This is a genomic window from Parabacteroides sp. KHUB-03, from assembly GCF_056640975.1.
In genome coordinates this window covers 454942-481427 of record NZ_CM153257.1, presented here as the reverse complement: position 1 = coordinate 481427, position 26486 = coordinate 454942, and the positions used below count along the sequence as shown (strand labels likewise).

At 39.8% G+C, this 26486-nt stretch carries 26 protein-coding genes; 14 read left to right on the top strand and 12 right to left on the bottom strand.

Annotated features, from left to right (window positions below; all coding sequences use genetic code 11):
- Positions 1-31: 31 nt before the first annotated feature.
- Both ACYIB7_RS01900 and ACYIB7_RS01895 read right to left on the bottom strand, forming a co-directional pair.
- Positions 32-1066 carry a FecR family protein gene (locus tag ACYIB7_RS01900; RefSeq protein WP_103983385.1) on the bottom strand — a complete coding sequence of 345 codons (1035 nt, stop codon included), beginning with the start codon at positions 1064-1066 and terminating at the stop codon, positions 32-34.
- Positions 1067-1140: 74 nt separating this feature from the next.
- Complete coding sequence (locus ACYIB7_RS01895; RefSeq protein WP_103983386.1) at positions 1141-1710, bottom strand: RNA polymerase sigma-70 factor; 570 nt, start codon at positions 1708-1710, stop codon at positions 1141-1143.
- Positions 1711-1851: 141 nt separating this feature from the next.
- On the opposite strand from ACYIB7_RS01895, the gene ACYIB7_RS01890 reads away from it, so the two are divergent.
- From ACYIB7_RS01890 to ACYIB7_RS01860, 7 genes are all read left to right on the top strand, one after another.
- A complete protein-coding gene (locus ACYIB7_RS01890) occupies positions 1852-4650 on the top strand; it encodes an outer membrane beta-barrel protein (protein ID WP_480338496.1) in 2799 nt (932 codons plus the stop codon).
- Between the two features lie 193 nt (positions 4651-4843).
- Positions 4844-5611 carry a 5'/3'-nucleotidase SurE gene (surE, locus tag ACYIB7_RS01885; RefSeq protein ID WP_480337948.1) on the top strand — a complete coding sequence of 256 codons (768 nt, stop codon included), beginning with the start codon at positions 4844-4846 and terminating at the stop codon, positions 5609-5611.
- A 15-nt stretch (positions 5612-5626) separates the two neighbouring features.
- Positions 5627-6760: a lipid-A-disaccharide synthase gene (lpxB, locus tag ACYIB7_RS01880; protein ID WP_480337947.1), complete on the top strand. Its 1134-nt coding sequence runs from the start codon at positions 5627-5629 to the stop codon at positions 6758-6760.
- A 93-nt stretch (positions 6761-6853) separates the two neighbouring features.
- Positions 6854-7597, top strand: a complete 744-nt coding sequence (locus ACYIB7_RS01875; protein WP_103983389.1) for a NigD1/NigD2 family lipoprotein — start codon at positions 6854-6856, stop codon at positions 7595-7597.
- A 132-nt stretch (positions 7598-7729) separates the two neighbouring features.
- Positions 7730-8263, top strand: a complete 534-nt coding sequence (locus ACYIB7_RS01870) for an RNA polymerase sigma factor (RefSeq protein ID WP_099464081.1) — start codon at positions 7730-7732, stop codon at positions 8261-8263.
- 1 nt (position 8264) lies between these two features.
- Positions 8265-8801 carry a hypothetical protein gene (locus tag ACYIB7_RS01865; RefSeq protein WP_103983390.1) on the top strand — a complete coding sequence of 179 codons (537 nt, stop codon included), beginning with the start codon at positions 8265-8267 and terminating at the stop codon, positions 8799-8801.
- A 24-nt stretch (positions 8802-8825) separates the two neighbouring features.
- Positions 8826-9917: a DUF4097 family beta strand repeat-containing protein gene (locus tag ACYIB7_RS01860; protein ID WP_103983391.1), complete on the top strand. Its 1092-nt coding sequence runs from the start codon at positions 8826-8828 to the stop codon at positions 9915-9917.
- A gap of 70 nt (positions 9918-9987) precedes the next feature.
- On the opposite strand, the gene ACYIB7_RS01855 is transcribed toward ACYIB7_RS01860, so the two are convergent.
- From ACYIB7_RS01855 to ACYIB7_RS01825, 7 genes are all read right to left on the bottom strand, one after another.
- Positions 9988-10377, bottom strand: a complete 390-nt coding sequence (locus ACYIB7_RS01855; RefSeq protein ID WP_103983392.1) for a hypothetical protein — start codon at positions 10375-10377, stop codon at positions 9988-9990.
- The gene (locus ACYIB7_RS01850; protein WP_103983393.1) at positions 10374-10937 is read right to left on the bottom strand and encodes an RNA polymerase sigma factor; all 564 of its coding nucleotides are present in this window, start codon (positions 10935-10937) and stop codon (positions 10374-10376) included. Before ACYIB7_RS01850 ends, ACYIB7_RS01855 begins: the two co-directional genes overlap by 4 nt.
- Before the next feature lie 10 nt (positions 10938-10947).
- A complete protein-coding gene (locus ACYIB7_RS01845; RefSeq protein ID WP_099464082.1) occupies positions 10948-11331 on the bottom strand; it encodes a DUF6249 domain-containing protein in 384 nt (127 codons plus the stop codon).
- Positions 11332-11573: 242 nt separating this feature from the next.
- Positions 11574-13232 (bottom strand): Gfo/Idh/MocA family protein, encoded by a 1659-nt coding sequence (locus ACYIB7_RS01840; protein ID WP_103983394.1) that lies wholly within the window; start codon positions 13230-13232, stop codon positions 11574-11576.
- 8 nt (positions 13233-13240) lie between these two features.
- Positions 13241-13747, bottom strand: a complete 507-nt coding sequence (locus ACYIB7_RS01835; protein ID WP_099464084.1) for a DoxX family membrane protein — start codon at positions 13745-13747, stop codon at positions 13241-13243.
- Positions 13748-13874: 127 nt separating this feature from the next.
- Positions 13875-14753, bottom strand: coding sequence for a 3-keto-disaccharide hydrolase (locus ACYIB7_RS01830; protein WP_103983395.1), 879 nt, complete (start codon positions 14751-14753; stop codon positions 13875-13877).
- A 24-nt stretch (positions 14754-14777) separates the two neighbouring features.
- The gene (locus ACYIB7_RS01825) at positions 14778-16265 is read right to left on the bottom strand and encodes a Gfo/Idh/MocA family protein (RefSeq protein ID WP_103983396.1); all 1488 of its coding nucleotides are present in this window, start codon (positions 16263-16265) and stop codon (positions 14778-14780) included.
- A gap of 478 nt (positions 16266-16743) precedes the next feature.
- Here ACYIB7_RS01825 and ACYIB7_RS01820 point away from each other — a divergent pair, with 478 nt between their 5' ends.
- From ACYIB7_RS01820 to cls, 6 genes are all read left to right on the top strand, one after another.
- Positions 16744-16971 carry a DUF4492 domain-containing protein gene (locus ACYIB7_RS01820; protein WP_099463652.1) on the top strand — a complete coding sequence of 76 codons (228 nt, stop codon included), beginning with the start codon at positions 16744-16746 and terminating at the stop codon, positions 16969-16971.
- An 11-nt stretch (positions 16972-16982) separates the two neighbouring features.
- A complete protein-coding gene (locus ACYIB7_RS01815; protein ID WP_103983398.1) occupies positions 16983-18539 on the top strand; it encodes a cytochrome ubiquinol oxidase subunit I in 1557 nt (518 codons plus the stop codon).
- A 41-nt stretch (positions 18540-18580) separates the two neighbouring features.
- Positions 18581-19735 carry a cytochrome d ubiquinol oxidase subunit II gene (locus ACYIB7_RS01810; protein WP_103983399.1) on the top strand — a complete coding sequence of 385 codons (1155 nt, stop codon included), beginning with the start codon at positions 18581-18583 and terminating at the stop codon, positions 19733-19735.
- A gap of 256 nt (positions 19736-19991) precedes the next feature.
- Positions 19992-20909, top strand: coding sequence for a ribonuclease Z (locus tag ACYIB7_RS01805; protein WP_480337946.1), 918 nt, complete (start codon positions 19992-19994; stop codon positions 20907-20909).
- A gap of 121 nt (positions 20910-21030) precedes the next feature.
- Positions 21031-21351, top strand: coding sequence for a hypothetical protein (locus tag ACYIB7_RS01800; RefSeq protein ID WP_103983401.1), 321 nt, complete (start codon positions 21031-21033; stop codon positions 21349-21351).
- Between the two features lie 94 nt (positions 21352-21445).
- Positions 21446-22882 carry a cardiolipin synthase gene (gene cls, locus ACYIB7_RS01795; RefSeq protein ID WP_480337945.1) on the top strand — a complete coding sequence of 479 codons (1437 nt, stop codon included), beginning with the start codon at positions 21446-21448 and terminating at the stop codon, positions 22880-22882.
- Here the strand turns inward: cls and rsmD are convergent.
- The 3 genes from rsmD to ACYIB7_RS01780 are packed head-to-tail and all read right to left on the bottom strand — an operon-like array spanning position 22854 to position 24885.
- Positions 22854-23426 (bottom strand): 16S rRNA (guanine(966)-N(2))-methyltransferase RsmD, encoded by a 573-nt coding sequence (gene rsmD, locus ACYIB7_RS01790; RefSeq protein WP_103983403.1) that lies wholly within the window; start codon positions 23424-23426, stop codon positions 22854-22856. The two genes, cls and rsmD, sit on opposite strands and share 29 nt — an antisense overlap.
- Positions 23414-24238 (bottom strand): DUF3822 family protein, encoded by an 825-nt coding sequence (locus ACYIB7_RS01785; protein WP_480337944.1) that lies wholly within the window; start codon positions 24236-24238, stop codon positions 23414-23416. Before ACYIB7_RS01785 ends, rsmD begins: the two co-directional genes overlap by 13 nt.
- 11 nt (positions 24239-24249) lie before the next feature.
- The gene (locus ACYIB7_RS01780) at positions 24250-24885 is read right to left on the bottom strand and encodes a hypothetical protein (protein WP_099463660.1); all 636 of its coding nucleotides are present in this window, start codon (positions 24883-24885) and stop codon (positions 24250-24252) included.
- A 93-nt stretch (positions 24886-24978) separates the two neighbouring features.
- Here ACYIB7_RS01780 and ACYIB7_RS01775 point away from each other — a divergent pair, with 93 nt between their 5' ends.
- Positions 24979-26394 carry an ATP-dependent DNA helicase gene (locus tag ACYIB7_RS01775; protein WP_480337943.1) on the top strand — a complete coding sequence of 472 codons (1416 nt, stop codon included), beginning with the start codon at positions 24979-24981 and terminating at the stop codon, positions 26392-26394.
- Positions 26395-26486: the final 92 nt, after the last annotated feature.

Below are 26486 nucleotides of genomic sequence, written 5' to 3'. Positions count from 1 at the left end.
TTCATACGATTTAAAAATTAAATGATAAATGTTATGGTTTTCTTTTTACACTATAAAATTCAATATGTGTTTTATTATAACGATTATCCGAAGATTTTCTCGGTTCATACACTTTATAATCAATCGGAGCCGTAAGCTTCATCAATTCAAGGATAACAGGCAACGATTCCTTCTCAAATGTTACTCTATAGGGCTGCATTCCTATTTCAGGGTCACGGATCGTAATATCTACATTATAAATCTGACCGATTTTCTTTAAAATATAAGAAAGAGAGTCATCCCTGAAGATAAGGTTGCCATCTTTCCATGCGTACCATTTATAAGGGTCTGTTTCCGTTATTTCAAAGGATTTATTTACGTCTCCATACAGCAACCGCTCTCCTGGTTTCAAACTGACTTTATCTGCTTCGTTATTCAACTGTACATGTACTTTACCTCTTACCATAGTCACAGCAACAGGTTCTTTTTTATAGGCCTCGACATTAAAAGCCGTTCCGGTAGCTTTCACTTTTAACAGATCGGTTGCTACAATAAAAGGGTTTTCTTTATCCGATTCCACTTCAAAAAAAGCTTCGCCCGATAAAAACACACTTCTCTCCCCCTTTTTGAAAACTGTCGGAAATTTTAACGTACTACCCGCATTCAACCATGCCACTGACCCGTCCGGTAAATTTATTTGCGAATAGGTTCCAAACGGCACAGTTATTTTTTGATAAGCAACATAATTCTTGCCCGCATCATTTCTAAAATAAAAATAAGCGGAAAGAATCAGTAAAGGCAATAGCAAAACTGCTGCAACTTGCTGCCAGTATTTATATAAAGTTAGATACCATGGCTGTAATGACAGTTTACCCATTACTTTAGCATGAGCCTTTTCCAAATCATCATCAGTCACTAAAAACTGCGGATTTGATAACTGCCATAAGTTTTGTAATTGTTCATAATGCCGTTTATTTTCAGGATTTTTCTTTACCCATGCAGCTAGCATAGTTATCTCCTCCGGTGTAGCCACGCCGGAAAGATAAGCAATGACCAATTCTTCTATTTGTTTTTCTGATTGTTCCATATTCTGTTTTACTATAAATAAGACAATTCAGAGAGTAGCATCCACATTAAAACAACGTTATTTATAATTAAAATTCAGAGTAACCTCAATAAGCATACAAGACAAAGCAAAAAGTCCTTCAATAAAGTACGTAACATTTCCAGCGCCTTACTTATTCGCACCTCTACAGTCCTCTCCGATACATTCAGCCGTATAGCAATATCTTTATACTTCATTCCCTGCATACGGTTCATTTCAAAAGGTAACCGAAACGCTTCAGGAACTTGTTGTAATGCCAAAAGGAAATGAGTTTGCAGATCGGAAAACAACACATAATTTTCCGTATTAATTTCATCCAGCACCGGATTAGACATCATATCAGAAGCATGTTCATGCACTATGTTCCGGTGTTGAATCTCATTCATACATCTATTGCGAACGGAAGTCAATAAATAAGATTTTAGTGATGTGGTTATTTCCAGGCTTGCACGATCATTCCATAAATTAAGAAATACAGACTGAACGATATCTTCACAAACCATCTTGTTCGAAAGAAAAACTCCTCCAAACCGGACCAAATCTTTATAATAAGAAGTAAATAAAATAGAGAATGCCTCCTTATTTCCTCTTCTTAATTCGGCTAACAACATCAATTCACTTTGCATAAAACGAGTCTCCCGTAATTGACGGCAATATACGACTTATTGTTAATTATATCAAATAGAACAATTAAACATTAAACTAATATAAACAAAGACTGTCTATTTTTCTCAGACTTATTTAGAACTAAAAGATACAAGTTTATGATAAAATCGGGAAAATACCTCATTTTGATAGTATTGATACTCCTCTCACTGTCTCTTTCAGCACAGAATTCGGGAGTAAATGTTAATGGGGTCGTAGTGGAAGAAAGCACGAATGAACCTGTAGAACAAGCAACCATCCGTTTGCTAAGTGTAAAAGACAGTGCATTGGTTCGTGGTACGGTCAGCGGAAATAATGGTAGTTTTACCTTGAAAAATATCAAAACCGGAAACTATTTATTACACATTACCTTTGTTGGTTATGATCCTTTATATCAACCACTGCGTATTACGGGGAAAACAAATCCGGTTAATGTAGGGAAACTGGCACTAAGCGACGGAAGTATTCAATTAGGCGAAGCAGTTGTCATAGGCAAAGCCCCGGAAGTTGTTGTCCGCAACGATACCATGGAATACAATGCAGATTCTTATAAAGTAACCGAAGGTTCTGTACTTGAAGACTTGCTAAAAAAGATGCCTGGTGTTGAAATAGATAGCAACGGAAAAATAACCGTCAATGGTAAAGAAGTGAAGAAAGTGATGGTAGATGGGAAAGAGTTCTTTTCCGACGACCCAAAAGTCGCATCTAAAAATTTACCCAGCAAAATGATAGATAAGGTACAAGTTCTGGATAAGAAAAGCGATATGGCCATAATGACCGGATTTGATGACGGAGAAGAGGAGACTGTTATCAACCTGACTGTAAAACCTGGCATGAAACAGGGCTGGTTTGGTAATGCGTTTGCCGGTTACGGCAGTAAAGACCGATACGAAGGCAATGCTATGGTAAACCGTTTCATCAACAATGATCAGATTACTTTCATGGGAGGAATAAATAATACAAACAACATGGGGTTTTCAGATCTTGCTTCCACCATGTTTGCAGACATGGGAGGTGGAGGCAGACGGGGATTTGGTCGTGGCGGAGCAGGAAATGGTATTACTTCTTCGGGCAATGCCGGATTAAATTTCAGTAAAGAATTTAATAAAAAGATGACATTAGGAGGCAATGCCCGGTATTCCCATTCCGACAATGAAGCCAGCAGCAAAAGTTCCCAACAAAATTATCTGCCTAACGATAGTAGCTCTTATTATGACGAACAGAACCGGAGTAATACAAAAAATGATAATTTCGGCATAAATTTCCGCATGGAATGGCAGCCGGATACTCTTACCAGAATCATATTTACTCCCGACTTCAGCTATAGTAACAGCCATAACTGGGAAAGTGGAAATTTTCATACTTTATCCGGAGATATGGATACCGTGAATGTGGGAAATTCCAACTATTTTTCCGATGGTGAAGGGCATAATTTGAGTGCCCGATTGGAGTTCAGCCGCAAATTGAACAATAAAGGCCGCGTGTTTAGTGCCTCTGTATCTGGAGGGCTTAGCGACTCCTATAACCAAGGAATGAATCAATCTTCTACTCAATATTATCAGCTGGAACCCGGTCTAAAAGATGAAATCATCGACCAGAAATTCCGGTACGACAACAAAGGCTTCAACTACCGTGCCTACTTATCATGGGTAGAACCTATAGGACACAACAATTTTATCCAATTAACTTATAGCATCAGCCAGCGTAAGCAAGAATCTCTGAAAAACTCATACACCATTGACGAGAACAATGAATACACAGTACTCGACACCGCTTACAGCAAAAGTTACCGTAATAACTTCATCAATCAAAGAGCAAGCCTGAGCTTCAAATCACAACGCGAAAAATACAATTATACGCTCGGTTTAAACTTAGATCCGTCTTATTCCAGTAGCGAAAATTTTGTAGGAGACAGTACTTTTTCCAATCTGTCACGCAGTATTGTAAACTTATCTCCCATGGCCCAGTTTAACTATATGTTTGACAAACGTACAAACTTACGCATCACGTATAGCGGACGGACAAGCCAGCCCAGCATGACCCAGTTACAGCCTGTAGCAGACATTAGTAATCCTTTGAACACAATCATAGGTAATCCGGATCTGAATCCTCGTTATACAAATAATCTGTCGGTTCGTTTTCAAAAATTTGTACCGGAAAAGCAACGTGCTTTCATGATAATGGCAAATGCCAGTTATATCGTAAATGATATTGTCACTTATTCTACATACGAAGGGAACAGTGGTAAAAAAGTTACGACTTACGAAAACGTAAACGGTAATTACAGCGCAAATATCCGCGCCATGATAAATACTCCGCTCCGAAATAAACGTTTTTCTATCAACTCGATGACAATGGGATCATTTGCCAACAGTAACGGATTTATCAACGAAGAAAAAAACACGAACAAAAACCTGATTCTTTCCGAACGCGGCGGTATAGACTTCCGTTCGGCTTATCTTGATCTGGGAGTAAATGGTAATATCCGCTACAACGGAACAACAAACTCATTACAAGGACAAAAGGATCAAAACACCTTCAACTATGGTGTAGGAGGTAATACGATTGTTTACCTGCCACTCGATTTTAAAATAGAAAGTGATATAAACTGGTCTACCAATTCAGGATATGCCGACGGTTATCAGCAAAAAGAAGTGCTATGGAATGCTTCGGCATCAAAAACCTTCCTGAAAAACAAACAGGCAACCCTTCGTTTCAAAATATATGATATTCTGCAGCAACGCAGCAACATTTCGCGCTCGGTTACGGCCAACTATATCCAGGATACGGAATATAACACTTTAAGTAGTTATTTCATGGTACACTTTATTTATCGTTTCAGTATCTTTAAAGGAGGCGGCTCAATGCAAGATGTCCAGATCCCCGGTCGCCATAGAAGAATGGGGCCTCCAAGAGGATGATAAAATAATGACTTACCATGCGTCATAAAAGCATTCCCAATAAATATAACTATAATTTTTTTGACTCATAGTTATGATTTTAAAAAGTCATAACTATGAGTCCGTTTTTTTGTTTTACAGGAGTAGGGGGATTTTGCTTAGTAAGCATTATCTTTGCATGACCCTGCAGTAAATATAAAATAAAACAATAAATATGACAAAAGAAAGACCGCTTATCTTAATTACAAATGATGATGGCGTATTGGCAAAAGGCATTAATGAACTGATTGTTTGTCTCCGCGACCTGGGAGACATTATTGTGTTTGCACCAGACGGTCCACGCTCTGGTATGGCAAGTGCTATTACTTCACTCGTTCCTATTAAATATACATTGCTAAAAGAAGAAGAAGGTTTGACAATCTATAGTTGCTCGGGTACCCCTGTTGACTGCATCAAACTATCCATTAACGAAATCCTGGACAGAAAACCGGACTTGCTTATTTCCGGCATCAATCACGGAGGCAACATGGCCATTTGTGTAAACTATTCGGGAACGATGGGAGCTGCTGCCGAAGGATGTATTTTCGATGTACCGTCAATAGGCGTTTCATTATTAGACCATGCTGCCGACGCCGATTTTTCGGAAAGTTGCCGTCTGGCACGTATGCTTGCCCGGCGCGTGTTGAAAGAAGGACTTCCACATGGTACATATCTCAACCTGAATGTTCCAAAGACTTCACATGTTTTAGGATTAAAAGTATGTCGCCAGGCTGACGGTAGATGGATTAAAGAATTCAAACGCTCGGAAGATGCAAGCGGTAATCCTGTATATTGGCTTACCGGAGAATTTAAAAGCAATCAACCCATTCATCCGGACAATGATATGTTAGCGCTGAACAGCGGCTATGCATCTCTCGTACCATGTAAGATAGATGTTACAGATTATGACTTCATATCTACCCTCAATAATTGGAAATTATAATATTCTTTTCTTTATATGAAATATTATCTGATAGCCGGTGAAGCTTCCGGGGACCTGCATGCTTCCAATCTGATGGCTGCACTGAAAGAACAAGATAAGGAAGCGGATTTCCGCTTTCTGGGAGGGGATCTTATGCAAGCCGTTGGAGGTACTCTGGTAAAGCATTATCGCGAAATGGCATTTATGGGATTCATCCCTGTATTGCTCAACCTGCGTACAATATTAAAAAACATGCAGACATGTGAAGAAGATATCAGCCGCTATCAGCCGGATGTGGTAATATTGATCGATTATCCGGGTTTCAACCTGAAGATTGCCAAATTTGTAAAAACAGTGCTACACTTACCTGTTTACTATTATATATCTCCTAAAATCTGGGCTTGGAAACAATATCGCATTAAAGATTTCAGAAAGTACGTAGATAAGATGTTCTGCATACTACCTTTCGAAACTAAATTCTATCATAAGCTCAATTATACAGTAGATTATGTAGGCAATCCGTCTGTCGACTCAGTAGCCCTATATATGGAACAAAAGGCTGTTTCCCGTGATATTTTTTATAAAGAAGAAAACCTGAACGATAAACCAATCCTAGCTTTACTTGCCGGCAGCAGGCGGCAAGAAATAAAAGACAATCTCCCCACTATGTTAAATGTAGCTGCTTCCTACCCCGATTATCAACCGATAATAGCAGGAGCTCCTGGTATCAGCCCTGATTTTTATAACAAATATACGGGCAATCATCCGGTAAAAATCATTTTCGGAAAAACTTATCCGCTTCTGCAACATAGCAAAGCCGCTTTGGTAACATCAGGAACAGCAACACTGGAAACATCGCTTTTTCGCATACCGCAAGTTGTTTGCTATTATACGCCGGCCGGTAAATTGGCAAGTTTCATCTTCCGCCATTTTTTCCATACAAAATATATTTCATTAGTAAATCTGATAGCCGGGCGGGAAGTGGTACAAGAATTATTCGGAGCACGTTTTTCCCGGCAGCAAATCCAGGAAGAATTAGGACGGATTTTACAAAATAAAGAGTATCGCCAAAAGATGCTGGATGGTTATGATGAAGTAATCCGGATACTCGGAAAACCCGGAGCATCCGAGAGGACAGCACGACTAATTTATCACTCACTTCTGCATTAACATCTTTTATTAACGCCTTATGCAGCATTTTATTACAGTTATTCATCTTCCCTTATACAAACGAAGAAATAACATTGTAATGATACTAAAGGTATGAAGACGTTGAAATCAATTTTATTTATTGCAGGAGTTTTTTTAACTTCACTTACATTTCATTCCTGTCTGGATGATGACGGTTACTCACTGGATAAATTCTGGATAGAACCCGCCACCGTAGTGCCCATTAACGACAATTCTTTTTATTTACGGACAGACGATGGTTCTACTTTATGGCCGGCAGCCCCTATCTATATTCATTACGAAGCAAAAGAACGACAGAGAGCGTGGGTAAATTACACAATTTTAGGTGATTCAATCGGAAACTATTCCCACTCTATCAAAATTAACGGGATATCCGACATTCTTACAAAAGATATAGCAAAAAATCTGGGGGACGAAAACGATTCTGTCTATGGTACAGACCCTGTTTCCATCAAAAATCCAAAACAAGACATCTGGATTTCCGACAATTTCCTGAATATCCTGTTCCGTATGAATTACGGCGGTTCAAAAAAGCACTTTGTGAACGTAATACAACCGGATGAAAAAAATCCTTATTTGCTGGAATTCCGTCACAATGCCTATTTCGATCCGGCTGTTACATCCACAGAAGGCCTTGTTTGCTTCCGGATGGAAAGCTTGCCTGATACGAATGGAAAAACCGTAACATTAACATTACGCGTAAAAACATTTGAAGGAGAAAAAGAATATACATTAGAATATAATTCCGATAAACAAGAATCTTCTGACAATAGCAAAAGTATTAATATGACAGGAGATATGGATAACTTGGAATAAACCTTCCCACATAACTTTTATTTTTATCATTTAGTTCAGGAGGAGAGACATCGGGATGATGCCTCTCTTTTTTTGTATAATTTTGTATCGTTGATGCAACGTTACAAATACGGCCTTCGTTTATATAAACAAATGGAAGAAATTACTGCACATCTGATAGAAGGTTGCCGGCAAGGGAAACGAGCCTCACAACTCGCCCTTTACAAGCAATTTGCACAAAGGCTATACATAACCTGCGTACGAATCACCGGCAACCAGGAAGAAGCGGAAGAAGCAATGCAGGATACATTCCTAAAGATATTTTCCCGCCTCGACCAGTATCACGATAGTCAGTGTTTCGAAGCCTGGATACACAGAATAGCTATCCATACTGCCATTGATTACGTACGTCGGCAAAAACCCGATTGGGAACAATTGCCGGACAATATGGCCGAGCAACCGGACGATGACAAAGAAGTGGAAGAACAAATCCACTATACCGTCCTTCAGGTAAAAGAAGGCATGAAAAAACTAGCCGCCGGCTATCGCGTAATCCTCTCTCTTTACCTCTTTGAGGGATATGATATGGAAGAGATTGCCTCTATCCTGAACATTCAACCGCCGAGCGTACGCAGCCAATACCTGCGTGCCAAGCGTAAACTTTTAGATATTATAGGAGCTAATTAATATGGATAAACTAAAAGATTTCATTGATGCCAATAAGGAAGCATTCAACGATGACATGCTTCCCCAAGGACACTTTGAACGTTTCGAACGGAAACTAATAACTTCCTCCGGTAGACGTTTCAAAAGAAAGCAACTATACATGATCGGTGCTTTTATTGCTGCTGCTTGTTTTGCCTTGCTATTTATCCTTCGGATACCCGGTGGAAGCACGATTCCCAACCCTGTCAAACAACAGACTGCACAACACTGCCAGAAACAGGAAATAGAAGAACTCCGTATCTACTACAACATGCAAATGAATGATGTAATGGCACGTATGGAAGAAATCTACAAAGAAGACAAAACACCTGGTACGTCAGAATTATTACAAGCAACAAAGCAAGTGCTTCGAGACAATTACATGTTCGAACAAACCATACTGCCAACTCTACCCTGCAGCAATAACGGACTGTATGCTATGACACAACATTACAACAGCAGTCTGGAAGGACTCTCCATTATGCTCAAGCAGATGGAGCAGGTAGCGGGTAGCAAGTAGATAACAATTAAAAACTTAAATAAAATGAAGTATTCAGTACAAACAAAAAACTATTCACTATGCCTGGTAGCCATGTTAATGCTACTATGCAGTCTTCCGGCTTTAGCAAAAGATCAGGGATATACAAAACGAAAAGAGATAAACAAATCTTTCAACGTAAGCATGAATGATCTTCTGCAAGTAGACAATCGCTATGGAAACATCACTATCGCATACTGGGGTAAGAAAGAAGTAGCCTTCCGTATCGTAATAGAATCGAAATCAAGCAATGAAAGCAGAGCCCAGGCAGAACTGGACCGTGTAAATATCGATCTGCAAAAGTCCGGCAATACAGTATCTGCCATCACCAGCCTGGCTAAGAGTTCAGGCAACTGGAACTGGGGAAACGGTGAAAACCACAGCCTCAATATCCACTACTATATCAACATTCCAAATGGTTTAGCCATGGATTTGACGCAGAAGTACGGAAACATTGACTTGCCAGCCAGCAACGATGGCAAATGCGATCTGCATGTTAAATACGGCAACCTGTCTGCCGGAAATTTCAAAGCCGGACTCACAGTGGAAGCCAAATATAGTAATGTGACCATCGGCAATGTGAACAATGCAGAACTTGAAGTTGGCTATGCAGGCAACGTCAGTATCGGTAATGCCAAAGAGCTGAACATAGACAGCAAATATTCCAATCTTACTCTGCAGGATGTAAAAAAACTATCTCTGGAAAAGAAATACGGCAACCTTAAGGCCGGAACTATCGAAAGTGTTTCACTGGAAATGAAATATAGTGAAGGAACCATCCAAGCTATAACCAGCCAGCTTATTGTAGACGAATTGAGCTACGGCTCACTTACGGTAAAAGAATTGTCGCCCAACTTCAGGGAAGTAAATGTCAACGCCAGATACGGCAATCTGAATCTGAATATCCCTGCCAAAGCAGCCTTCAAAGTAAGCGCCGACAATATGAAATATGGGAACTACAGCATTAAAGGATTTAACATCACCTCTTCGGAGAAAGAAGATAAAAGAACTTACCGCTCTGAAATAAATAACGGTGGCAACCGTACCATCTATTTCGATGGCAACGGATATAGCAACTTAAAGATAAATGCAAATTAATGCACACTCGCTTATGAATAACTAAAAAGCCCGCGTTGTGAAACGCAGGCTTTTTTATTTCTATCCAATTTTATTTATTATGCAAGTTTTCCTTCATCGACTCTTTAATCCGTAACCAATTATCCAGTTGGGTAAAGAAAAAGAATATCGAAACAGAACTACTGATTGTAAGTAATAATGGAAAGAAATGCTTTACCGTCCGGATCATACTGTCTGTCGCAGCATACTCTTTCATGCAAAGCATCACACCACCTGCAATAATCGCCATATAGACAATAAAAACAATAAGGATAGTACTGAAAGAAGGAAGCTTTTTCATGTAACACTTATGAATGGCTGCCCGCTTTTCTCCCATAATCAATGCCATGATACGCGCATTGAGCGAAAAAGGGGGTTGCTCGGCTGTATCTTTCATTAAATCCCGGGTCAGTTTATTAACATATTCTTCTGTTGTATTCATAATAAATCTGATATTTCTATTTTCATAGTCTTTTGTACTATTTCGTAAAAATGCTTGCGTGCACGAAATAATTTCACTTTGATATTGGAAGCAGTAAGATCGGTAATCTGGCGGATTTCCTCCACCGAACACTCTTCCAGATAATAGAGAGTAAGCAACAGGCCTTCGTCGGCCGGAAGCTCTTTAAGCACACGGGAAATGACCTCCTTACGATCTTCTCTTTCCAATACGGAAGAAGCTGCATTCATCTCGGCAACTGTCAGATCGGTTGCTCCTGCTTCTTCATAGCCGGCAAAGATATGTTGCCCACGTAAAGCAGATAAGGCCGTACGGTAGACAATCCGGTAAAACCAGGTAGAGAACTTACTCCCGAACTGGAATTCCGGTAGGGCACGATACATCTTTACAAAAGCATCCTGTACCACTTCTTCTGCCTCCTCGCGATTCTCCATAATACGAAAAGCAATGGTATAAGCCATCTTCTCGTACTTCGCGACAAGGCAGGAGAAACTTTGAGTATCCCCTGCCAAAATGCACGTTATCCATTTTTGCTCATCCATCCGGCAACTTTTATTTATTATCTTCCTGTCTCTCTTTCAACTGTATATTGCGCGAAACAAAGAAGTAAACAACAAAAGCAATACCTGCAAACAGAATCGCCATAGTAGGAATTGCCAGATTCAACCATTCTTCTACAGCCGGCATCATGGGATACACAAAAATTCCAACAATCAGTCCAAAAGCAAGTCCAATCATTACAATTCCATTTCGCAAGGCCGGATAGCGATTCGCCTTTTTTTCCGGTTCTTCAAGTATGAAACCTTTATCAATCATAGCCATCCGTTCTTCATGGCGGCTTTTAATAGTCTGATAACAAGCTACAATACCTAATACAACAGGTAATCCGACGGCACAAACAATTGCAATAATCGGAATCCATAATTCTGCATCCATATTCTTCTTTTTTTGATGTTAATATATCGGTTTTGTAGATAAGACGCAACGCGAAGTAATTGGGTTACACTCCGCACATCGTTTTTTTTCGGTAGATAAAAAAAGGGGCACAAATCAACTAGGGAGACCTCTGTAATTATATAGGAGGCCTACAAATTAATCAGGAAGGTCGTCACAATTAATTCCTCGGACACAGAATTAATTACAACAACCTTCCACATTAATCGTACTGCGTTTTAAGCTCAGGCCTTCTCGCCTCTTACGATTTCTTCTTTATCTTTATCCCAATACATAGTACGTCCTTCCAGATAAGCGCGGGTTCCCATGTGGGCAGTCATAGCTTCTTCAAAAGCACGGTCTATGTTACAACTCGGAGTCTTTCCCTGACGGATGCATTCCAGCCATTCACGGATATGAAGGTGGCTGGTATCATAACGGCGCCCGTTTACATAAGTGTAAAGCAAACCGCGCTTTGCAAAATACAATTCAGTCGGCGATGTTACCGAATCTGTGCTGTTCTGTCCCGGCACATATGTATAGAACGGTGTATCGGTAGGAATAATACCCTGGCTGATCTTGTCGGCATAACGGGTTGAATCAGGATCAACAGTAATGGCCAACATGTTGGAAACTTCCATAGAAGCATCATGTCCCATGAAGACTTTGCCACGTCCGCGGGCACTTGCCAACGTTGCACTATACAACATGGAGAGATCTTTATCCGGCCATTCGAATACAGTCTGCAAAACATCCGGAACCGTACGTCCGTCCTTAAAAAAGTACACGCCTCCGGAAGAAGTAGCCGAATGAGGAATACCAACGTGCATAATCTGGTTTACCGCATCATATTCATGAGTCAGCAAATCACCGGAAAGCCCTGTACTGTAATCCCACCAGCAACGCCAACGGAAAAAGCGTTCCAGACTGAACTTATCACGTTCTTCCGGACCGATATATCTTTCCAGGCCATTCTTAGTCATATAATCCATATATTCCTTCACGCGGTCAGGATTACCTTCAAACTGTTTCCAGTCGATAGTATCGGGCGATGCTCCTTCAATAATATCATATACCCAAGCTCCGTTAGGCGAATTACGATTGGTACAAACCTCTATCAGATTCACTTTACCCAACAGCCCTTTGCCTATGATCTCTTCGGCCTTCTGGTAGCAGTCGGTCTGACGTCCCTGATGCCCTAACTGAAATACTATACCGCTTTCTTTCACGGCCTGACGTACCATGTAGGTTTCGGGCACGGTCCACGAAAGAGGTTTCTCTACGTAAACATGTTTTCCTGCACGGGCAGCTTCTATAGCCATAGTGCTATGCCAGTGATCGGGGGTTGCAATAATTACAGCATCAATATCATCTGCGGCCAATAGTTCCTGATAGGTACGGTAACGCTTTGGTACGGCACCACCAAATTTACCGTTTGATCCTTCACGGTTAATATTGGAAGCAGCCAACTGGGCGGCTTCTGCATATTTATCAAATATATCGCAGACACCATTTACAACGACGTTAAGGTCGTCTTGCAACATATATTGCTCGTAATTGGTATCTTTCTTGTTCTGCTTGTGAAATTCAATAACTTTATCTATCCAGGAAGGTTCGGCAAATCCGGCCGCCCGCATCAAATCCTTGCCACGGATTCCGAATCCGATCATTCCCAGGCGTATCTGTTTACCATCTTTTACAGGTTCAAGATAACTGGCATTATCGCCGCTCACCTGAAATACATCTGATATATTGCGTCCCCTAAGGGCATCTTTTCTCTTCTGATAGACTCCGTAAGCCAATGCACCTAATACAGGTACGGTAGCCAACGTTTTCAACGCATCCCGGCGGCCTTTGTCAGGTTGTTGTTCCTGAGCGGGAGTTTTATTAACATCTTCTGCCATAGCCTTTATCAAATCAATTTAAGTTTATGTAATATAGGACAAACTTTTCCTAACATGCGGTCGAAACCAAATATCTGGGAAGTCGGGAATACACACAATAATCCCAATGCAGCCAGTTCTACCAAATTCTTATCTATCCAAAGGTAAGAGCCTTCAAAAGGCATCATGTACTCTGCTCCTATAAAAGAAGGATGCGACAAAGTGTACATAGCCAGCAGTATCATTCCACCCACTGAAGACAGGCGATATAAACATCCCAGTGTAAGCCCCAGGCCAATAAGCAAAAGAGCCCATTCATTTGCAAGGTTGATCATATCTACCATATTTGCATCTTGTGTCAATCCGATAAAAAAGGAAGAGGCAAAACCTTTTGAATCGAGGAGGTAAGGCATCGAAGTCCATTTCGGGTTCATGATCTTTACCATTCCTTCATACATAAAGTGCCAACCAATAAAAAGCCGGAGCATCATCAACCAAGTCAGCTGTGCTTTCGTATAACATTGTTCTTTATTCATCATTCTGTATATTAAGTCTGAAAGTTGGTTCTAAAAATATCCATATAAAATAAAATACCCGAAGCTAGAACATTAGATTCCGGCTTCGGGCGTTTTTATCTGAAATTATTTGTTTACTTAATAAGGATCAATCCAGTTCTTTAACTGTGATATTACGGAACCAAACATCATCGCCATGATCTTGAAGTCCGATGAAGCCTTCCTTATTTTCGCCACCACAATTTAGCAACAGTTCGTAAGCCAACGGCCATTTTTCCTTGCTGAACTTGCTCTTATCAAGCATTTCCTTCCATTGCGGAGTCCACAAATGATATTCTACTACAGGTTCGTCGTTCTGATAATGAACAATTGTGCCTTTATAGCAAAGGATTTTCACCTTGTTCCATTCGCCGAACGGTTTAGCATTCTGCGGTTTGGCAGGTATCATATCATACAAAGAAGAAGATTGACGGTTACCGTCTTTACCCATCTTTGCATCCGGATGATTTTCGTTATCCAGCACCTGGCATTCAGGAGCAGAGATAAAGATAGGTTCTTTTACATCGTTGCCATCCTTATCTTTAGAAATAACTTCCTGACCCAGATAGAAAATACCGGAGTTTGCTCCTTTGGCAACTTTCCATTCCAATTCCAGTTCGAAGTTTTTCAGTTTGCTTGCAAAAATCAGGTCTCCACCGTCTTTTGAACCAGCTTCACCGGCACCCGAACCTTTAATATGAATAGTACCGTCTACAACTTCCCAAGCAGCAGGTACGTCGGAACGGTTATAACCTCTCCATCCGTTGAATGTCTTACCATCAAAAATAACAATCTTTCCATCTTTGTCTTTCGGGAAAGTCGACAAGTCAACAGTAGGAAGATCGTTCACAATTCTATATTCGGGAACAGCAGCTTCTTCTGTCGTAGCTTCCGCAGTAGCTGTATCTTCTGTTTTCTTTCCACCGCCACAGGATGTAAAATAACACATCATAACTGCGGCACTTGCTAATAATACTGACTTTTTCATTTTTGGATTTATGTTTTTTACAAATTATCTCGGCATATCAGGCAGCTTCCAACCATCGCGATAGTTATGCTTGATCAATTCAGCCGCAAACTGTTGTGCATTAACCGGATCAGTCCATTTCTTGTTGAATGAAGGATGACCGTCTTTAATTGTAAAGCCGTCTTTAATAACAGTCTTGATTGTTTCATCCGGACTGATATTTGTAAATTGCATATTGTTGCCATCCCAATGCAACTCTTTGTTCAAGCCTTGCAAACGAACAGCCAATACACCCATTACAACCATTTCATTAAACGGACCAGCCAATGAGAAGTCTGACTTAGCTTTTACACGGTTTCCTGCGCTTTCTTTACAAGCACGGATCCAGTCTTGTTCATGACCACCACTAGTTGCGTTAGCAACACGGCGTTCTGTTTTAGCGACATTAGGTACACGGCCAGACAACAACCAAGGATTCTGTCCGTAGCAACCACAAATCAATGTATCTTTTGTTCCGTGGAAGATACACAATCCGCCTCCATAACCCATCAGTTCTTTTCCTTGTGGGAATCCTACAGGACGATCCGGCATCATACCGCCATCATACCAGTGAATTTCTACTTCCGGAAGAGCTACCTTAGGCATATTGTCACGAGCAGGGAATGTCAGTTTTACATGCTGAGCCTGCGGAGCACAATCCGTCAGCAACAATGTAGACGAACCTTGTGCTTTTGTAGGATAACCTAATTTCAGAGCTTTAAACGGAGCACTCATGATGTGGCAAGCCATATCACCTAAAGCGCCTGTACCATAAGCCCACCATCCGCGCCAGTTCCATGGATGATAAATATGGTTGAAAGGACGCATTTCAGCCGGACCTGTAAACAAATCCCAATTCAAAGTAGAAGGAATCTTATCTGCTTTATCGGGCACATTCAAACCTTGCGGCCAGATAGGACGGTCTGTAGCACATTCCACTTTTGTTACTTCACCTATTTCTCCATTCCAAATCCACTCGCAAACCAGGTTTTCACCTTCGTCCGAACAGCCTTGGTTACCCATTTGTGTAGCAACCTGATATTTATCAGCCAGCTTAGTCAACAAACGAGATTCATAAACAGAGTGGGTCAACGGCTTCTGGCAATATACATGTTTGCCCAAAGTCATTGCATCGGCAGAAATAATAGCATGAGTATGGTCTGCAGTAGCTACCAATACAGCATCGATAGACTTACCCATTTCATCATACATCTTACGGAAGTCCCAATATTTTTTAGCTTGCGGATGACGGTCGAATACCGGTTTTGCATACTTCCAGTCTACATCACAAAGAGCTACGATATTTTCTGTAGTCTCCATGTTCTTTAAGTTTGCATTACCCATACCACCAATACCAACGGCAGCAATATTCAATTTATCGGAAGGGGCTACATATCCGTGACTTTTACCAAGGATAGAACCCGGAACAATAGAAAATGCAGCAGCAGCGGCTGCTCCTCTTTGGAGGAAAGATCTTCTTGAAATGTTTGACATAGTAATAATTTTTTATAGATTAGCACTTAACAATAATATTCCATGTATTTTTCCACCTTTTTGTGGTTCAAATTGTCGCAAATATAACCAATACTGTGTTAAAGACAAGCCTATGAAAGTGCTTTATCATTTAAAATAATTTTTTTTAACAGAGAAATAAATCCTACATGCCGGCATCTTTCTGTTTTTTACCGAATGCAAATTTGATTTTCATACCGGCAAAATAGATTGTTGACAATTATCAGCCAAGCGGCCGACAATTGTCAACCGTATGGCCGACGACTATCAACCGTTCGGTTGATAATTATCAAATCAAGAAGTATCACGTATGTATTCAATACCAACTGATAGGTATAATCTATTTTTTAATAGATATTTATTATATCCTGCAGACAGCAATTATAGTCTTTTTCATTATATTTGTATTAACTTGAAACATTCTTGTTTTCACATCTGTTATCTTAATGAAAATACATGTATGAAAAAAGATTTTATTCTAATACGAATCTACCGTTTTTACCTGGAAGGTTTTCGTGAAATGACACTAGGTAAAACCCTTTGGCTTATAATCCTGGTCAAATTGTTCATTATGTTTTTCATTCTTAGGTTATTCTTTTTCCCCAATTACCTCAACCAGTTTAATAGCGATAAAGAAAAAGAAGAACACGTTTCAAGCCAACTTATAGACAGAGCAATTACTCCTTAAACATTAATAATATGATTGAAAGCATTGACACTTCTTTGATTGATTGGTCGAGAGCACAGTTTGCCCTTACGGCCATGTATCACTGGTTATTCGTCCCCCTGACATTGGGGTTGGGTGTTATACAGGCCATTATGGAAACTATTTACGTCCGGACGGGAAAAGAGTTCTGGAAAACAACGGCCCAGTTCTGGATGAAACTTTTCGGTATTAATTTTGCCATAGGGGTAGCAACCGGCCTGATACTTGAATTTGAGTTCGGAACCAACTGGTCTAACTATAGCTGGTTTGTAGGAGATATCTTTGGTGCGCCTCTTGCCATCGAAGGTATTCTGGCTTTTTTTATGGAAGCCACTTTTATTGCCGTCATGTTCTTTGGTTGGAACAAAGTGAGCAAGCGTTTCCACCTTGCATCCACATGGCTTACAATTGTAGGTGCAACACTCTCTGCCTTATGGATTCTGATCGCAAATGCATGGATGCAGTATCCTACAGGTATGCAATTCAATCCGGACACTGTTCGTAATGAAATGTTTAATTTCTGGGATGTAGCCCTATCTCCTGTCGCTATCAATAAATTTTTCCACACCGTGCTTTCCGGTTGGATTGTCGGGGCATTGTTTGTCGTTGGTATCAGCAGTTGGTATTTATTAAAGAAAAGAGAAGTAGAATTTGCCCTGTCGAGTATCAAAATCGGAGCTATCTTCGGTTTAGTTGCATCTATCTTAATTATATGGACAGGTGATGGTTCCGCTTATCAGGTAGCCCAAAAGCAGCCAATGAAATTAGCCGCTATGGAAGGACTATATGAAGGAAGCAACGGGCAAGGGTTGGTAGCTATCGGGATTCTAAATCCGCAAAAGACAAGTTACCAGGACAATGTTAACCCATTCATCTTCCGAATCCAAGTTCCTAAGCTTCTGTCTGTCCTTGCTGAACGCAAAGCAGATGCGTATGTCCCGGGAATTGTCAATCTGATTGAAGGAGGCTACACAACACATAATGGAACGCCAGCCCTTTCCGCCCAAGAAAAAATAGCAAAGGGCAGACTTGCAATCAAAGCGTTAGCCGATTACCGTCAAGCTAAAAAAGACAAAAACGAAACACTGGCCGAACAAAGCCGTACTATATTGAACGACAATTTTGCATACTTCGGATATGGTTACATTAAAGATCCGGCAGAGCTTATTCCACATGTCGGACTTACCTTCTATTCTTTCCGCATTATGGTATTATTAGGAGGATATTTCATTTTATTATTTCTCATCGCTTTAATCTATGGTAAGAAAAACAAATTTGCAGAAGCCCGTTGGTTGCAATACGTTTGCCTGTGGTCGGTCCCACTGGCTTATATTGCAGGACAAGCCGGATGGGTTGTTGCAGAGGTAGGACGTCAGCCCTGGGCCATACAAGACATACTGCCGACTTCGGCCTCAATATCCAAGTTGAATCCATCCTCAGTGCAGACCACATTCTATTTATTCCTCATCCTTTTTACAATCTTATTGATTGCAGAAATAGGCATCATGGTGAAAGCTGTCAAAAAAGGGCCACAATCAAATGGACATTAATAACGGACAATTTGTTATTCACAACTTATAATTATTAGCATATGGATAATACATATATATTATTACAACATTACTGGTGGTTCCTTGTATCTTTACTTGGAGCACTGCTTGTTTTCCTGCTTTTCGTTCAGGGCGGACAGTCTTTGCTATACACAATAGGGAAAACCGAATTGCAACAAAAAATGCTGTTAAACTCAACCGGGCGTAAATGGGAGTTCACATTTACAACACTGGTTACTTTTGGAGGTGCCTTTTTTGCCTCTTTTCCTCTTTTCTATTCTACCAGCTTCGGAGGAGCATATTGGGTATGGATGCTTATCTTACTCTGTTTCGTAATTCAAGCTGTTTCTTACGAGTATCAAGCTAAGAAAGGGAATCTGTTGGGAAAGAAAACCTATCAGATATTTCTGATGATTAATGGTATAGCAGGTCCTATTTTACTGGGAACAGCTGTAGCCACCTTCTTTAACGGCGCCGAATTTGTGGTAAACAAAGGACAACTGACCGACATAACAATGCCGGTAATATCCACATGGGCAAATCCCTGGCATGGACTGGAAGCCGCCATTGTATTCTGGAATCTTTGCTTAGGGCTGGCCGTATTTTTCCTTGCCCGTGCACTGGCTTTACTTTATTTCATCAATAATATCGATGATACCGAAGTTATAAACAGAAGCCGCAAACAACTTATTCCTGAAACAATCCTTTTTCTGGTTTTCTTCCTTCTATTTGTGGTTCATCTAATGTTCACAAAAGGTTTTGCCGTTAACCCCGAAACCGGAGAAGTATTTATGCAGCCTTATAAATACTTTATAAACCTGATTGAGATGCCGGCAGTATTAACGGTATTAGTTATAGGTGTAATAAGTGTTCTATTTGGAATAGGAAAAACTCTATTGTCTGCAGAATGGAGAAAAGGGATCTGGTTTACCGGAACCGGGACAGTTCTAACGGTATTGGCACTACTGCTTTGCGCCGGTTGGAACAATACGGCATATTATCCGTCCATTGCCGATTTGCAAAGTTCGCTGACCATACAAAACAGTTCATCCAGCCTGTTCACATTAAAGGTAATGAGCTACGTATCTATTATCGTACCATTTGTTCTGGCATATATATTCTATGCCTGGAGAGCACTTGACCTGCACAAGATAAACAGTAAAGAGATGAGCGATGACAAAGGACATACCTATTAAAAAAAGGAAACGGCGAAGCTCACGCTTGGCCGTTTCTGCATTTAACCGTTTTAAACAAAAAGAAAAAGTTAGTTAAGGCTTAGAAATATATCATAAGTCTTATTTACAGACTGCAATTGCTTCCTGAAAGGACAGCAAACAAATATATATAATCCCGTTTACCCAGCCTGCATCGGAAGGCTTTTTTTTGTTATTTTTCACAGTAAGGAGAGGCTTTTGTATTATCTTTGCATTGAATTATCCCAATAAACCCTTTATGGCTGAATTTGATATAAATATATTAGGATGTGGCTCCGCACTTCCCACTACCCGTCATTTAGCGACTTCACAAATCATAGATTTACGAGATAAATTATATATGGTCGATTGCGGAGAAGGTACCCAAGTACAAATGCGCCACATGCGAATAAAGTTCAGCAGGCTGAATCATATATTTATTTCCCACCTGCATGGTGATCATTGTTTTGGTTTGCCCGGCCTGTTATCTACTTTGGGGATGCTTGGCCGGACCGGAGAACTCGTGATTCATGGCCCTAAAGAACTGGAAAATTATTTACGTCCCGTATTGACAATCTTCAGCAAAGGTTTACCCTACGAAATACGAATCAATACGGTGGATACATATCAACATTCGCTTATAATGGAAGATCGCTCTCTAAGTGTGTATTCGATCCCTTTAAAACATCGTATACCTTGCTGCGGATATTTGTTCGTAGAAAAACAAAAAGAAGCTCATATTCTCAGGGAAATGACCGATTTTTACCAAGTTCCCGTCCGAATGATGCAAGAAATAAAAAGAGGAGCAGATTTTATAACGGAAGAAGGAGAGATAATTCCAAATGCACGTCTCACACATCCGGCAAAACCTGCAAAACGATATGCCTATTGTTCCGACACAGCATTTTATCCGAATATCATCCCATATATTGAAGGAGTAGATTTACTTTATCATGAAGCCACTTTTGCAGAATGTGATGCAGCACGAGCGAAAGAGACATTTCATTCTACAGCAAAACAAGCAGCCGAAATAGCCAAACGAGCCCAAGTAAAGCAACTAGTTATAGGCCATTACTCTGCACGCTATGAAAACCTGAGCCAACTCAAACAGGAAGCCGATGAAATATATACGGATACAACCTTAGCCAACGAAGGCATGGTTATTTCATTGTCATAGCTTCCATAGTCCATTGTTTCACAGGCTACAGACAAGTTAGATATGGCGCTAAATAAACCGGTCTTTTCTTTCTTCGTTTACAGATTTCTTCATACATTTGTGCGAAATTAGGGTTTTGAATATGAAAGTCTTTATTACAATACTGTTAGCCCTGACTTTACAGGTAGGTTCTTCAATTCCAGCATACGCTTCGAAGTTGAAGAGTGAAACCTTTGCCATAGACCAAAACAATCTTAAACCAATAGAAATATCTGTATCTGAAAATCGCATTCATGTAGAAAATGCACCTATAGGCAGTATCCTCGAAATCTATAGCGTAGTCGGAATCAAAGTAGCAGAAATAGAATTAAAACAACCGTCCGGAGATTACACAGTAAACATTGCCAAAGGATATTATATTATCCGTATCGGGGAAACTGTACGCAAAATAGCAATTCGTTAAGGTATAAGTTTCCACACAGATATTTTCACGTAGTCCGTTTGTTTTTTTCGTCCTTCTTCTATATCTTAGTCGTTTGTAGTATAAACAAAGAGGAATGTTATCGGCTATATATATACAGTTTATAGTAGGCACTATTTTCATTATATTATATTGTGTAACTATCGTAGGATTAATATTGGTTATTCTGACTGAAAACAGAAATCCGCTAAAAACAATCCCATGGGTAATTGTATTGTTATTAGCTCCCGGTATCGGATTGCTCTTTTATTTCTTTTTCGGACAGGACAATCGCAAACAACGTATTATTTCGAGAAGAACCTACAAACGTATTATGAGGCGGCCTCAAGAAGGTAAGCTACCTCAGGATATGTGCATCGTGCCTGAAGCTTATCAGCCGCTATCGACGTTGCTAAGCAACAGTAGCCAATCATCACTTTTATACGGAAGTGATATAACAATCTATACTAATGGCACTGATAAATTACAGGATTTACTAAAAGAAATAAATAATGCCACTCATCACATTCACTTGCAATACTATATTTTTTGTGATGACGAAACAGGCTATAAAGTACAGAAAGCTTTGATCAAGAAAGCCCGTGAAGGTGTAAAAGTACGTGTACTGTACGATGATGTAGGTTGTTGGAATGTGAAAAACCGCTTTTTCAAAGAAATGCAAGATGCCGGAATTGAAGTATATGCTTTTCTTAAAGTGGCATTTCCTATTCTAACCAGCAAAGTAAATTACCGTAACCATCGTAAAATAGTAGTAATTGACGGCAGAATAGGCTTTATGGGTGGTATGAACATTGCCGACCGTTATGACAAAGGCACATCTTGGGGAACATGGCGAGATACACATTTTAAAATTATAGGAAAAGGCGTCCATGGCCTTCAATCCGCTTTTCTTATTGACTGGTATGTTGTAAGTAAAAAGCTGCTGAATGACAAAATATACTATCCTCCAGCACAGATTTATAGCGATAACATCATGCAGATAGCAACTAGTGGACCTGTAGGGCAATGGAGAACATTGCTACAGGCAGCCATCTTTGTTATAGCAAACGCAAAGAAATACATCTTTATACAAACCCCTTATTTCTTACCGACTGAAGGATTGAATCAAGCACTGCAAACAGCAGCCTTAGGAGGTGTTAACGTACGGCTGATGTTACCTAAACGTTCAGACACCCGCACAGCAAACATGGCAACTCATTCTTTTATTGACGAGATGGTAAAAGCCGGAGTAAAAGTATACTTCTACAAGCCGGGATTCCTACATTCCAAACTGGTAATAAGTGATGATACCATTGCATGTATCGGTTCTGCAAATATGGACTTCCGCAGTTTTGAACACAATTTTGAAATTAACGCATTCATATATCAAAGGGAGTTCACTTTGCAAATGAAAAAAGTGTTTATGCACGACATGCAAAATTGTGAGCGTCTCGTACCTTCCAAATGGCTAAAACGTCCATGGAAACAAAGGATAGCAGAATCTTTTATGCGTCTGTTTTCCCCTCTTCTATAATCCGTTCCTCTTTAACAAAAATAGAGAAGTTTACAGAACCATAAACTCTGTGTTGATTAAAATAAGGAAGAGAAGAAAAATCATTTGCCTTTGGATGCTCCATGACAAAAATGCCTCCTTCGCGTAATAAATCACGTTTAAATATTAATTCAGGAACCTGAGGTAATTCCTTTAATGCATAAGGAGGATCGGCAAAAATAAAATCAAAACTTTGCGCCGGAGCCGAATGAAGATACCGAAATACATCCCCTCTGATCAGTGTCAGATCATCTGTCTTTAGCTCCTTGACAACTTTTGCTATAAAAGATGCATGTGCATTATTTTTCTCTACAGCAACAACACGACGACATTCGCGGGATAATAATTCAAAAGAAATACTACCCGTACCGGCAAATAAGTCCAACGCATCTAATCCTTCAAAATCAATGAGATTAGAAACTACATTAAACAAATTCTCCTTTGCAAAATCTGTTGTTGGACGTGCACTAAAAGAAGAAGGTACGTCAAAACGCCGACGACCATATTTACCACTTATAATTCGCATATCGATAAAGAAATTAAATCCATAGGGGCCTGGCCAATCTCAACTCCCAGCAAATAAGCCTCCGAAGGAATCTCCATTAAATGAATCTGCTGCAAATATGTATGCAACGTACTCATTATAGTATTACGCAACATGGAATTTCCCGCCAGATAGAGAATATCTTTCACCTGATTCATGCCAACCTCTCTCCATACATTTAATATGTAATATAACATATCATCAGGAACTGTTACCTCAAAAGAGTTTACAAAAAGCAAATTGCCTTGGGTAAAACAGGCAATATCTATCATACCATCATGCAATACCACATACATCCGCTTCGAAAGACTTGTCCGGCTTTGTTTACTCCATAAAGATATTAATGGAGTCATATAATGGACAAAACAAGGATTCAACAGCGAACGGGAACAAAACTCATATGCTTCTTCATCCAAGCCAAATACAACTTCCATTCGATCTGCTTTCAAAGCATTATTCAAACATTTCTTTTCCGGAGTTGAAAAATTAAAAGAAAGAAAGTCGTTTTTTCTTTTTTCATCAAAAATATCTCCGGGAACAAGCGTATACTGAGCAGATACACAAACCACGTAAATCCGTTTATACATCCAATTCAGAAAATCATGTTCAAAGAAAAATTCTTTCAAAGAAGACATATATGAAACTGTCCGGCTAAATTCTGCTTCTCTGTAAAAGAAGCTTCCTACTTCCGAAGGGATATAACCGGAAAAAGAAAGTCCACCCGACCATAGCCGGATGGACACTATATATTTTTCCGAATTACCAGTTAACGTATCAGGAATACTGATAGTCATATAGTTTTCGATTATTCCCAGTTACCTGCGTTATTATTAATTTCTTCCAAAGAACCTACACGCAAGCCAGGGAACTTAGATTGTTTTTCTGCTTTTTCAATCAAGTTATAAGTCAACTGAGGATCCAAATCATACAAATAGTCTGCAAACTTAACCTGGCACTGGAATACTTTAATTTCATAACCTGAACCAGACTTCAATGTAGCAGTATCCATATCAAATGTTATTTTTTCACCTGGTACTTCAGGAACATAACGCATACCTGCAACATCATAACCTGCGCCCAACAATGTATCGACAGCCAACACCCACATAGTATCACGTCTGATCAAACCTTTCTTTACAGCTTCCTTTTCAGTCATACCCTTTTCCAGCTGTTCATCAGTTAAAACACCTTCCTTTACCAAGAACGGCAGTTTTTCTGTTGTCAAGAATTTAGCCAATTCATCAAAATTAGCGGCATGTACCTTGTGAATATTTTTGTATTCAATCTGAGCTTTACGGATATCAATCAGGCGAGTCTTGATAGCGTTGTCACGTATTTCTTTCTCTGCATCATATTCCCTTGGTGCCTGAATACTTCTATAACACATGTAAACTAGCAGTAGAACTGCAGCAGCTAATAAAATCTTTAATGTAACTTTCATGGTTTGTATTGTTTTTTGAATTTATTTCGTTCGGCAAATTTAAAAAAGAATATTTAATACACTACCTTTATCGCAAAAATTATTACTTCCAAAATGATAAATAGTTATTTGAGTTGCCAAATTACACAAAATTTCCCATACAATCCCACAGATGACCAACTTTCCGCCCTGAAAATCATCTCAAACTTCTTATTTTCAAGAGAGCCGGACGGTCTTCTTCTTCTCAAAGGATATGCAGGTACCGGAAAGACTTCACTAGTGGGTTCCTTAGTAAAAACCTTAAACGAACTTAAACAAAAAACCATCCTTTTAGCACCTACCGGGCGGGCAGCAAAAGTGTTTTCCGGATATGCTGCACAGAAAGCTTACACCATACATAAAAAAATATATCGGCAAAAAGCATTTTCTAATGAACCAACTGGGTTTCTTCCGGATACTAATCTACACAAAGACACCCTGTTTATAGTAGATGAAGCTTCTATGATTTCCAATGACGGATTAGATACATTCTTTTTTGGCACCGGACGCCTGTTAGACGACCTGGTTCACTATGTTTACTCAGGCGAAAACTGCCGCTTAATACTGATGGGCGATGTTGCCCAGTTACCACCCGTAAGCCAATCTGAAAGTCCGGCTCTCAACAAAAAAATTCTTCAAGGATATAACTTGCAAGTAGAAGAAATAACTCTCACACAAGTAGTCCGCCAAAGTGAAAATTCAGGTATCTTGTTCAATGCGACTAACCTCAGAGACGCTTTAAGAAACAACACGGTGGAAAATTTCCCAAAACTGCACCTGGAAAGTTTTTCCGACTTCAGAAAAATAAATGGAGATGAATTAATAGAAGAAATTTCAGCGGCTTATGACAGAGATGGTATTGAAGAGACTATGATCATATCTCGCTCCAACAAACGGGCGACTATTTACAACAACGGCATACGCAATCGCATTCTATACCGTGAAGAAGAACTATCCTCCGGTGAGCGTCTAATGGTAGCCAAAAATAATTATTATTGGACTGCCGGATGTAAAGAAATGGACTTTATTGCCAATGGAGAAATTATTCAGGTATTACGTGTACGCCATACAACAGATTTATATGGTTTCAGATTTGCTGACGTATTAGTCCGTTTTCAGGATTACGACTTAGAGATGGAAATAAAAATTTTATTAGACGCTCTCCAGACAGACTCCCCTGCTTTACCTAAAGAGCTTAACGACAAGCTATTTTACACCATCCTCGAAGACTATGAAGATATACCTACAAAAGCCGGGAAAATGAAAAAAATGAAAGTAGACCCATATTATAACGTCGTCCAGGTAAAATACGCTTATGCTGTAACTTGTCATAAAGCACAAGGCGGACAATGGATGAATGTATTCCTTGACATCGGTTACATCACAGAAGAAATGTTAGGAGAAAGTTTCTACCGTTGGCTTTATACTGCTTTTACACGAGCAACCCATAGGCTCTATTTAGTAAACCTGCCAGACGAATTTATTGAGTAACAACGTATCTTTACAACAATATTTTACATCAATACAACGTTACATTAATAAGAAATACTTACTTTTGCGAATAACAGAGCGGATTATCTTCC

What these genes read in the sequence shown, in the direction of transcription:
- ACYIB7_RS01845 (WP_099464082.1), bottom strand. Translation starts at nt 11,331, where the DNA reads ATGGATGCAGAATTATGGATTCCGATTATTGCAATTGTTTGTGCCGTC.
- ACYIB7_RS01820 (WP_099463652.1), top strand. Translation starts at nt 16,744, where the DNA reads ATGAAAAAAGATTTTATTCTAATACGAATCTACCGTTTTTACCTGGAA.
- ACYIB7_RS01785 (WP_480337944.1), bottom strand. Translation starts at nt 24,238, where the DNA reads ATGACTATCAGTATTCCTGATACGTTAACTGGTAATTCGGAAAAATAT.
- ACYIB7_RS01835 (WP_099464084.1), bottom strand. Translation starts at nt 13,747, where the DNA reads ATGAATAAAGAACAATGTTATACGAAAGCACAGCTGACTTGGTTGATG.
- lpxB (WP_480337947.1), top strand. Translation starts at nt 5,627, where the DNA reads ATGAAATATTATCTGATAGCCGGTGAAGCTTCCGGGGACCTGCATGCT.
- ACYIB7_RS01870 (WP_099464081.1), top strand. Translation starts at nt 7,730, where the DNA reads ATGGAAGAAATTACTGCACATCTGATAGAAGGTTGCCGGCAAGGGAAA.
- ACYIB7_RS01895 (WP_103983386.1), bottom strand. Translation starts at nt 1,710, where the DNA reads ATGCAAAGTGAATTGATGTTGTTAGCCGAATTAAGAAGAGGAAATAAG.
- ACYIB7_RS01900 (WP_103983385.1), bottom strand. Translation starts at nt 1,066, where the DNA reads ATGGAACAATCAGAAAAACAAATAGAAGAATTGGTCATTGCTTATCTT.
- ACYIB7_RS01805 (WP_480337946.1), top strand. Translation starts at nt 19,992, where the DNA reads ATGGCTGAATTTGATATAAATATATTAGGATGTGGCTCCGCACTTCCC.
- cls (WP_480337945.1), top strand. Translation starts at nt 21,446, where the DNA reads ATGTTATCGGCTATATATATACAGTTTATAGTAGGCACTATTTTCATT.
- ACYIB7_RS01775 (WP_480337943.1), top strand. Translation starts at nt 24,979, where the DNA reads ATGATAAATAGTTATTTGAGTTGCCAAATTACACAAAATTTCCCATAC.
- ACYIB7_RS01810 (WP_103983399.1), top strand. Translation starts at nt 18,581, where the DNA reads ATGGATAATACATATATATTATTACAACATTACTGGTGGTTCCTTGTA.
- ACYIB7_RS01875 (WP_103983389.1), top strand. Translation starts at nt 6,854, where the DNA reads ATGAAGACGTTGAAATCAATTTTATTTATTGCAGGAGTTTTTTTAACT.
- ACYIB7_RS01830 (WP_103983395.1), bottom strand. Translation starts at nt 14,753, where the DNA reads ATGAAAAAGTCAGTATTATTAGCAAGTGCCGCAGTTATGATGTGTTAT.
- ACYIB7_RS01840 (WP_103983394.1), bottom strand. Translation starts at nt 13,232, where the DNA reads ATGGCAGAAGATGTTAATAAAACTCCCGCTCAGGAACAACAACCTGAC.
- ACYIB7_RS01850 (WP_103983393.1), bottom strand. Translation starts at nt 10,937, where the DNA reads ATGGATGAGCAAAAATGGATAACGTGCATTTTGGCAGGGGATACTCAA.
- ACYIB7_RS01815 (WP_103983398.1), top strand. Translation starts at nt 16,983, where the DNA reads ATGATTGAAAGCATTGACACTTCTTTGATTGATTGGTCGAGAGCACAG.
- ACYIB7_RS01800 (WP_103983401.1), top strand. Translation starts at nt 21,031, where the DNA reads ATGAAAGTCTTTATTACAATACTGTTAGCCCTGACTTTACAGGTAGGT.
- rsmD (WP_103983403.1), bottom strand. Translation starts at nt 23,426, where the DNA reads ATGCGAATTATAAGTGGTAAATATGGTCGTCGGCGTTTTGACGTACCT.
- ACYIB7_RS01825 (WP_103983396.1), bottom strand. Translation starts at nt 16,265, where the DNA reads ATGTCAAACATTTCAAGAAGATCTTTCCTCCAAAGAGGAGCAGCCGCT.
- surE (WP_480337948.1), top strand. Translation starts at nt 4,844, where the DNA reads ATGACAAAAGAAAGACCGCTTATCTTAATTACAAATGATGATGGCGTA.
- ACYIB7_RS01855 (WP_103983392.1), bottom strand. Translation starts at nt 10,377, where the DNA reads ATGAATACAACAGAAGAATATGTTAATAAACTGACCCGGGATTTAATG.
- ACYIB7_RS01780 (WP_099463660.1), bottom strand. Translation starts at nt 24,885, where the DNA reads ATGAAAGTTACATTAAAGATTTTATTAGCTGCTGCAGTTCTACTGCTA.
- ACYIB7_RS01865 (WP_103983390.1), top strand. Translation starts at nt 8,265, where the DNA reads ATGGATAAACTAAAAGATTTCATTGATGCCAATAAGGAAGCATTCAAC.
- ACYIB7_RS01860 (WP_103983391.1), top strand. Translation starts at nt 8,826, where the DNA reads ATGAAGTATTCAGTACAAACAAAAAACTATTCACTATGCCTGGTAGCC.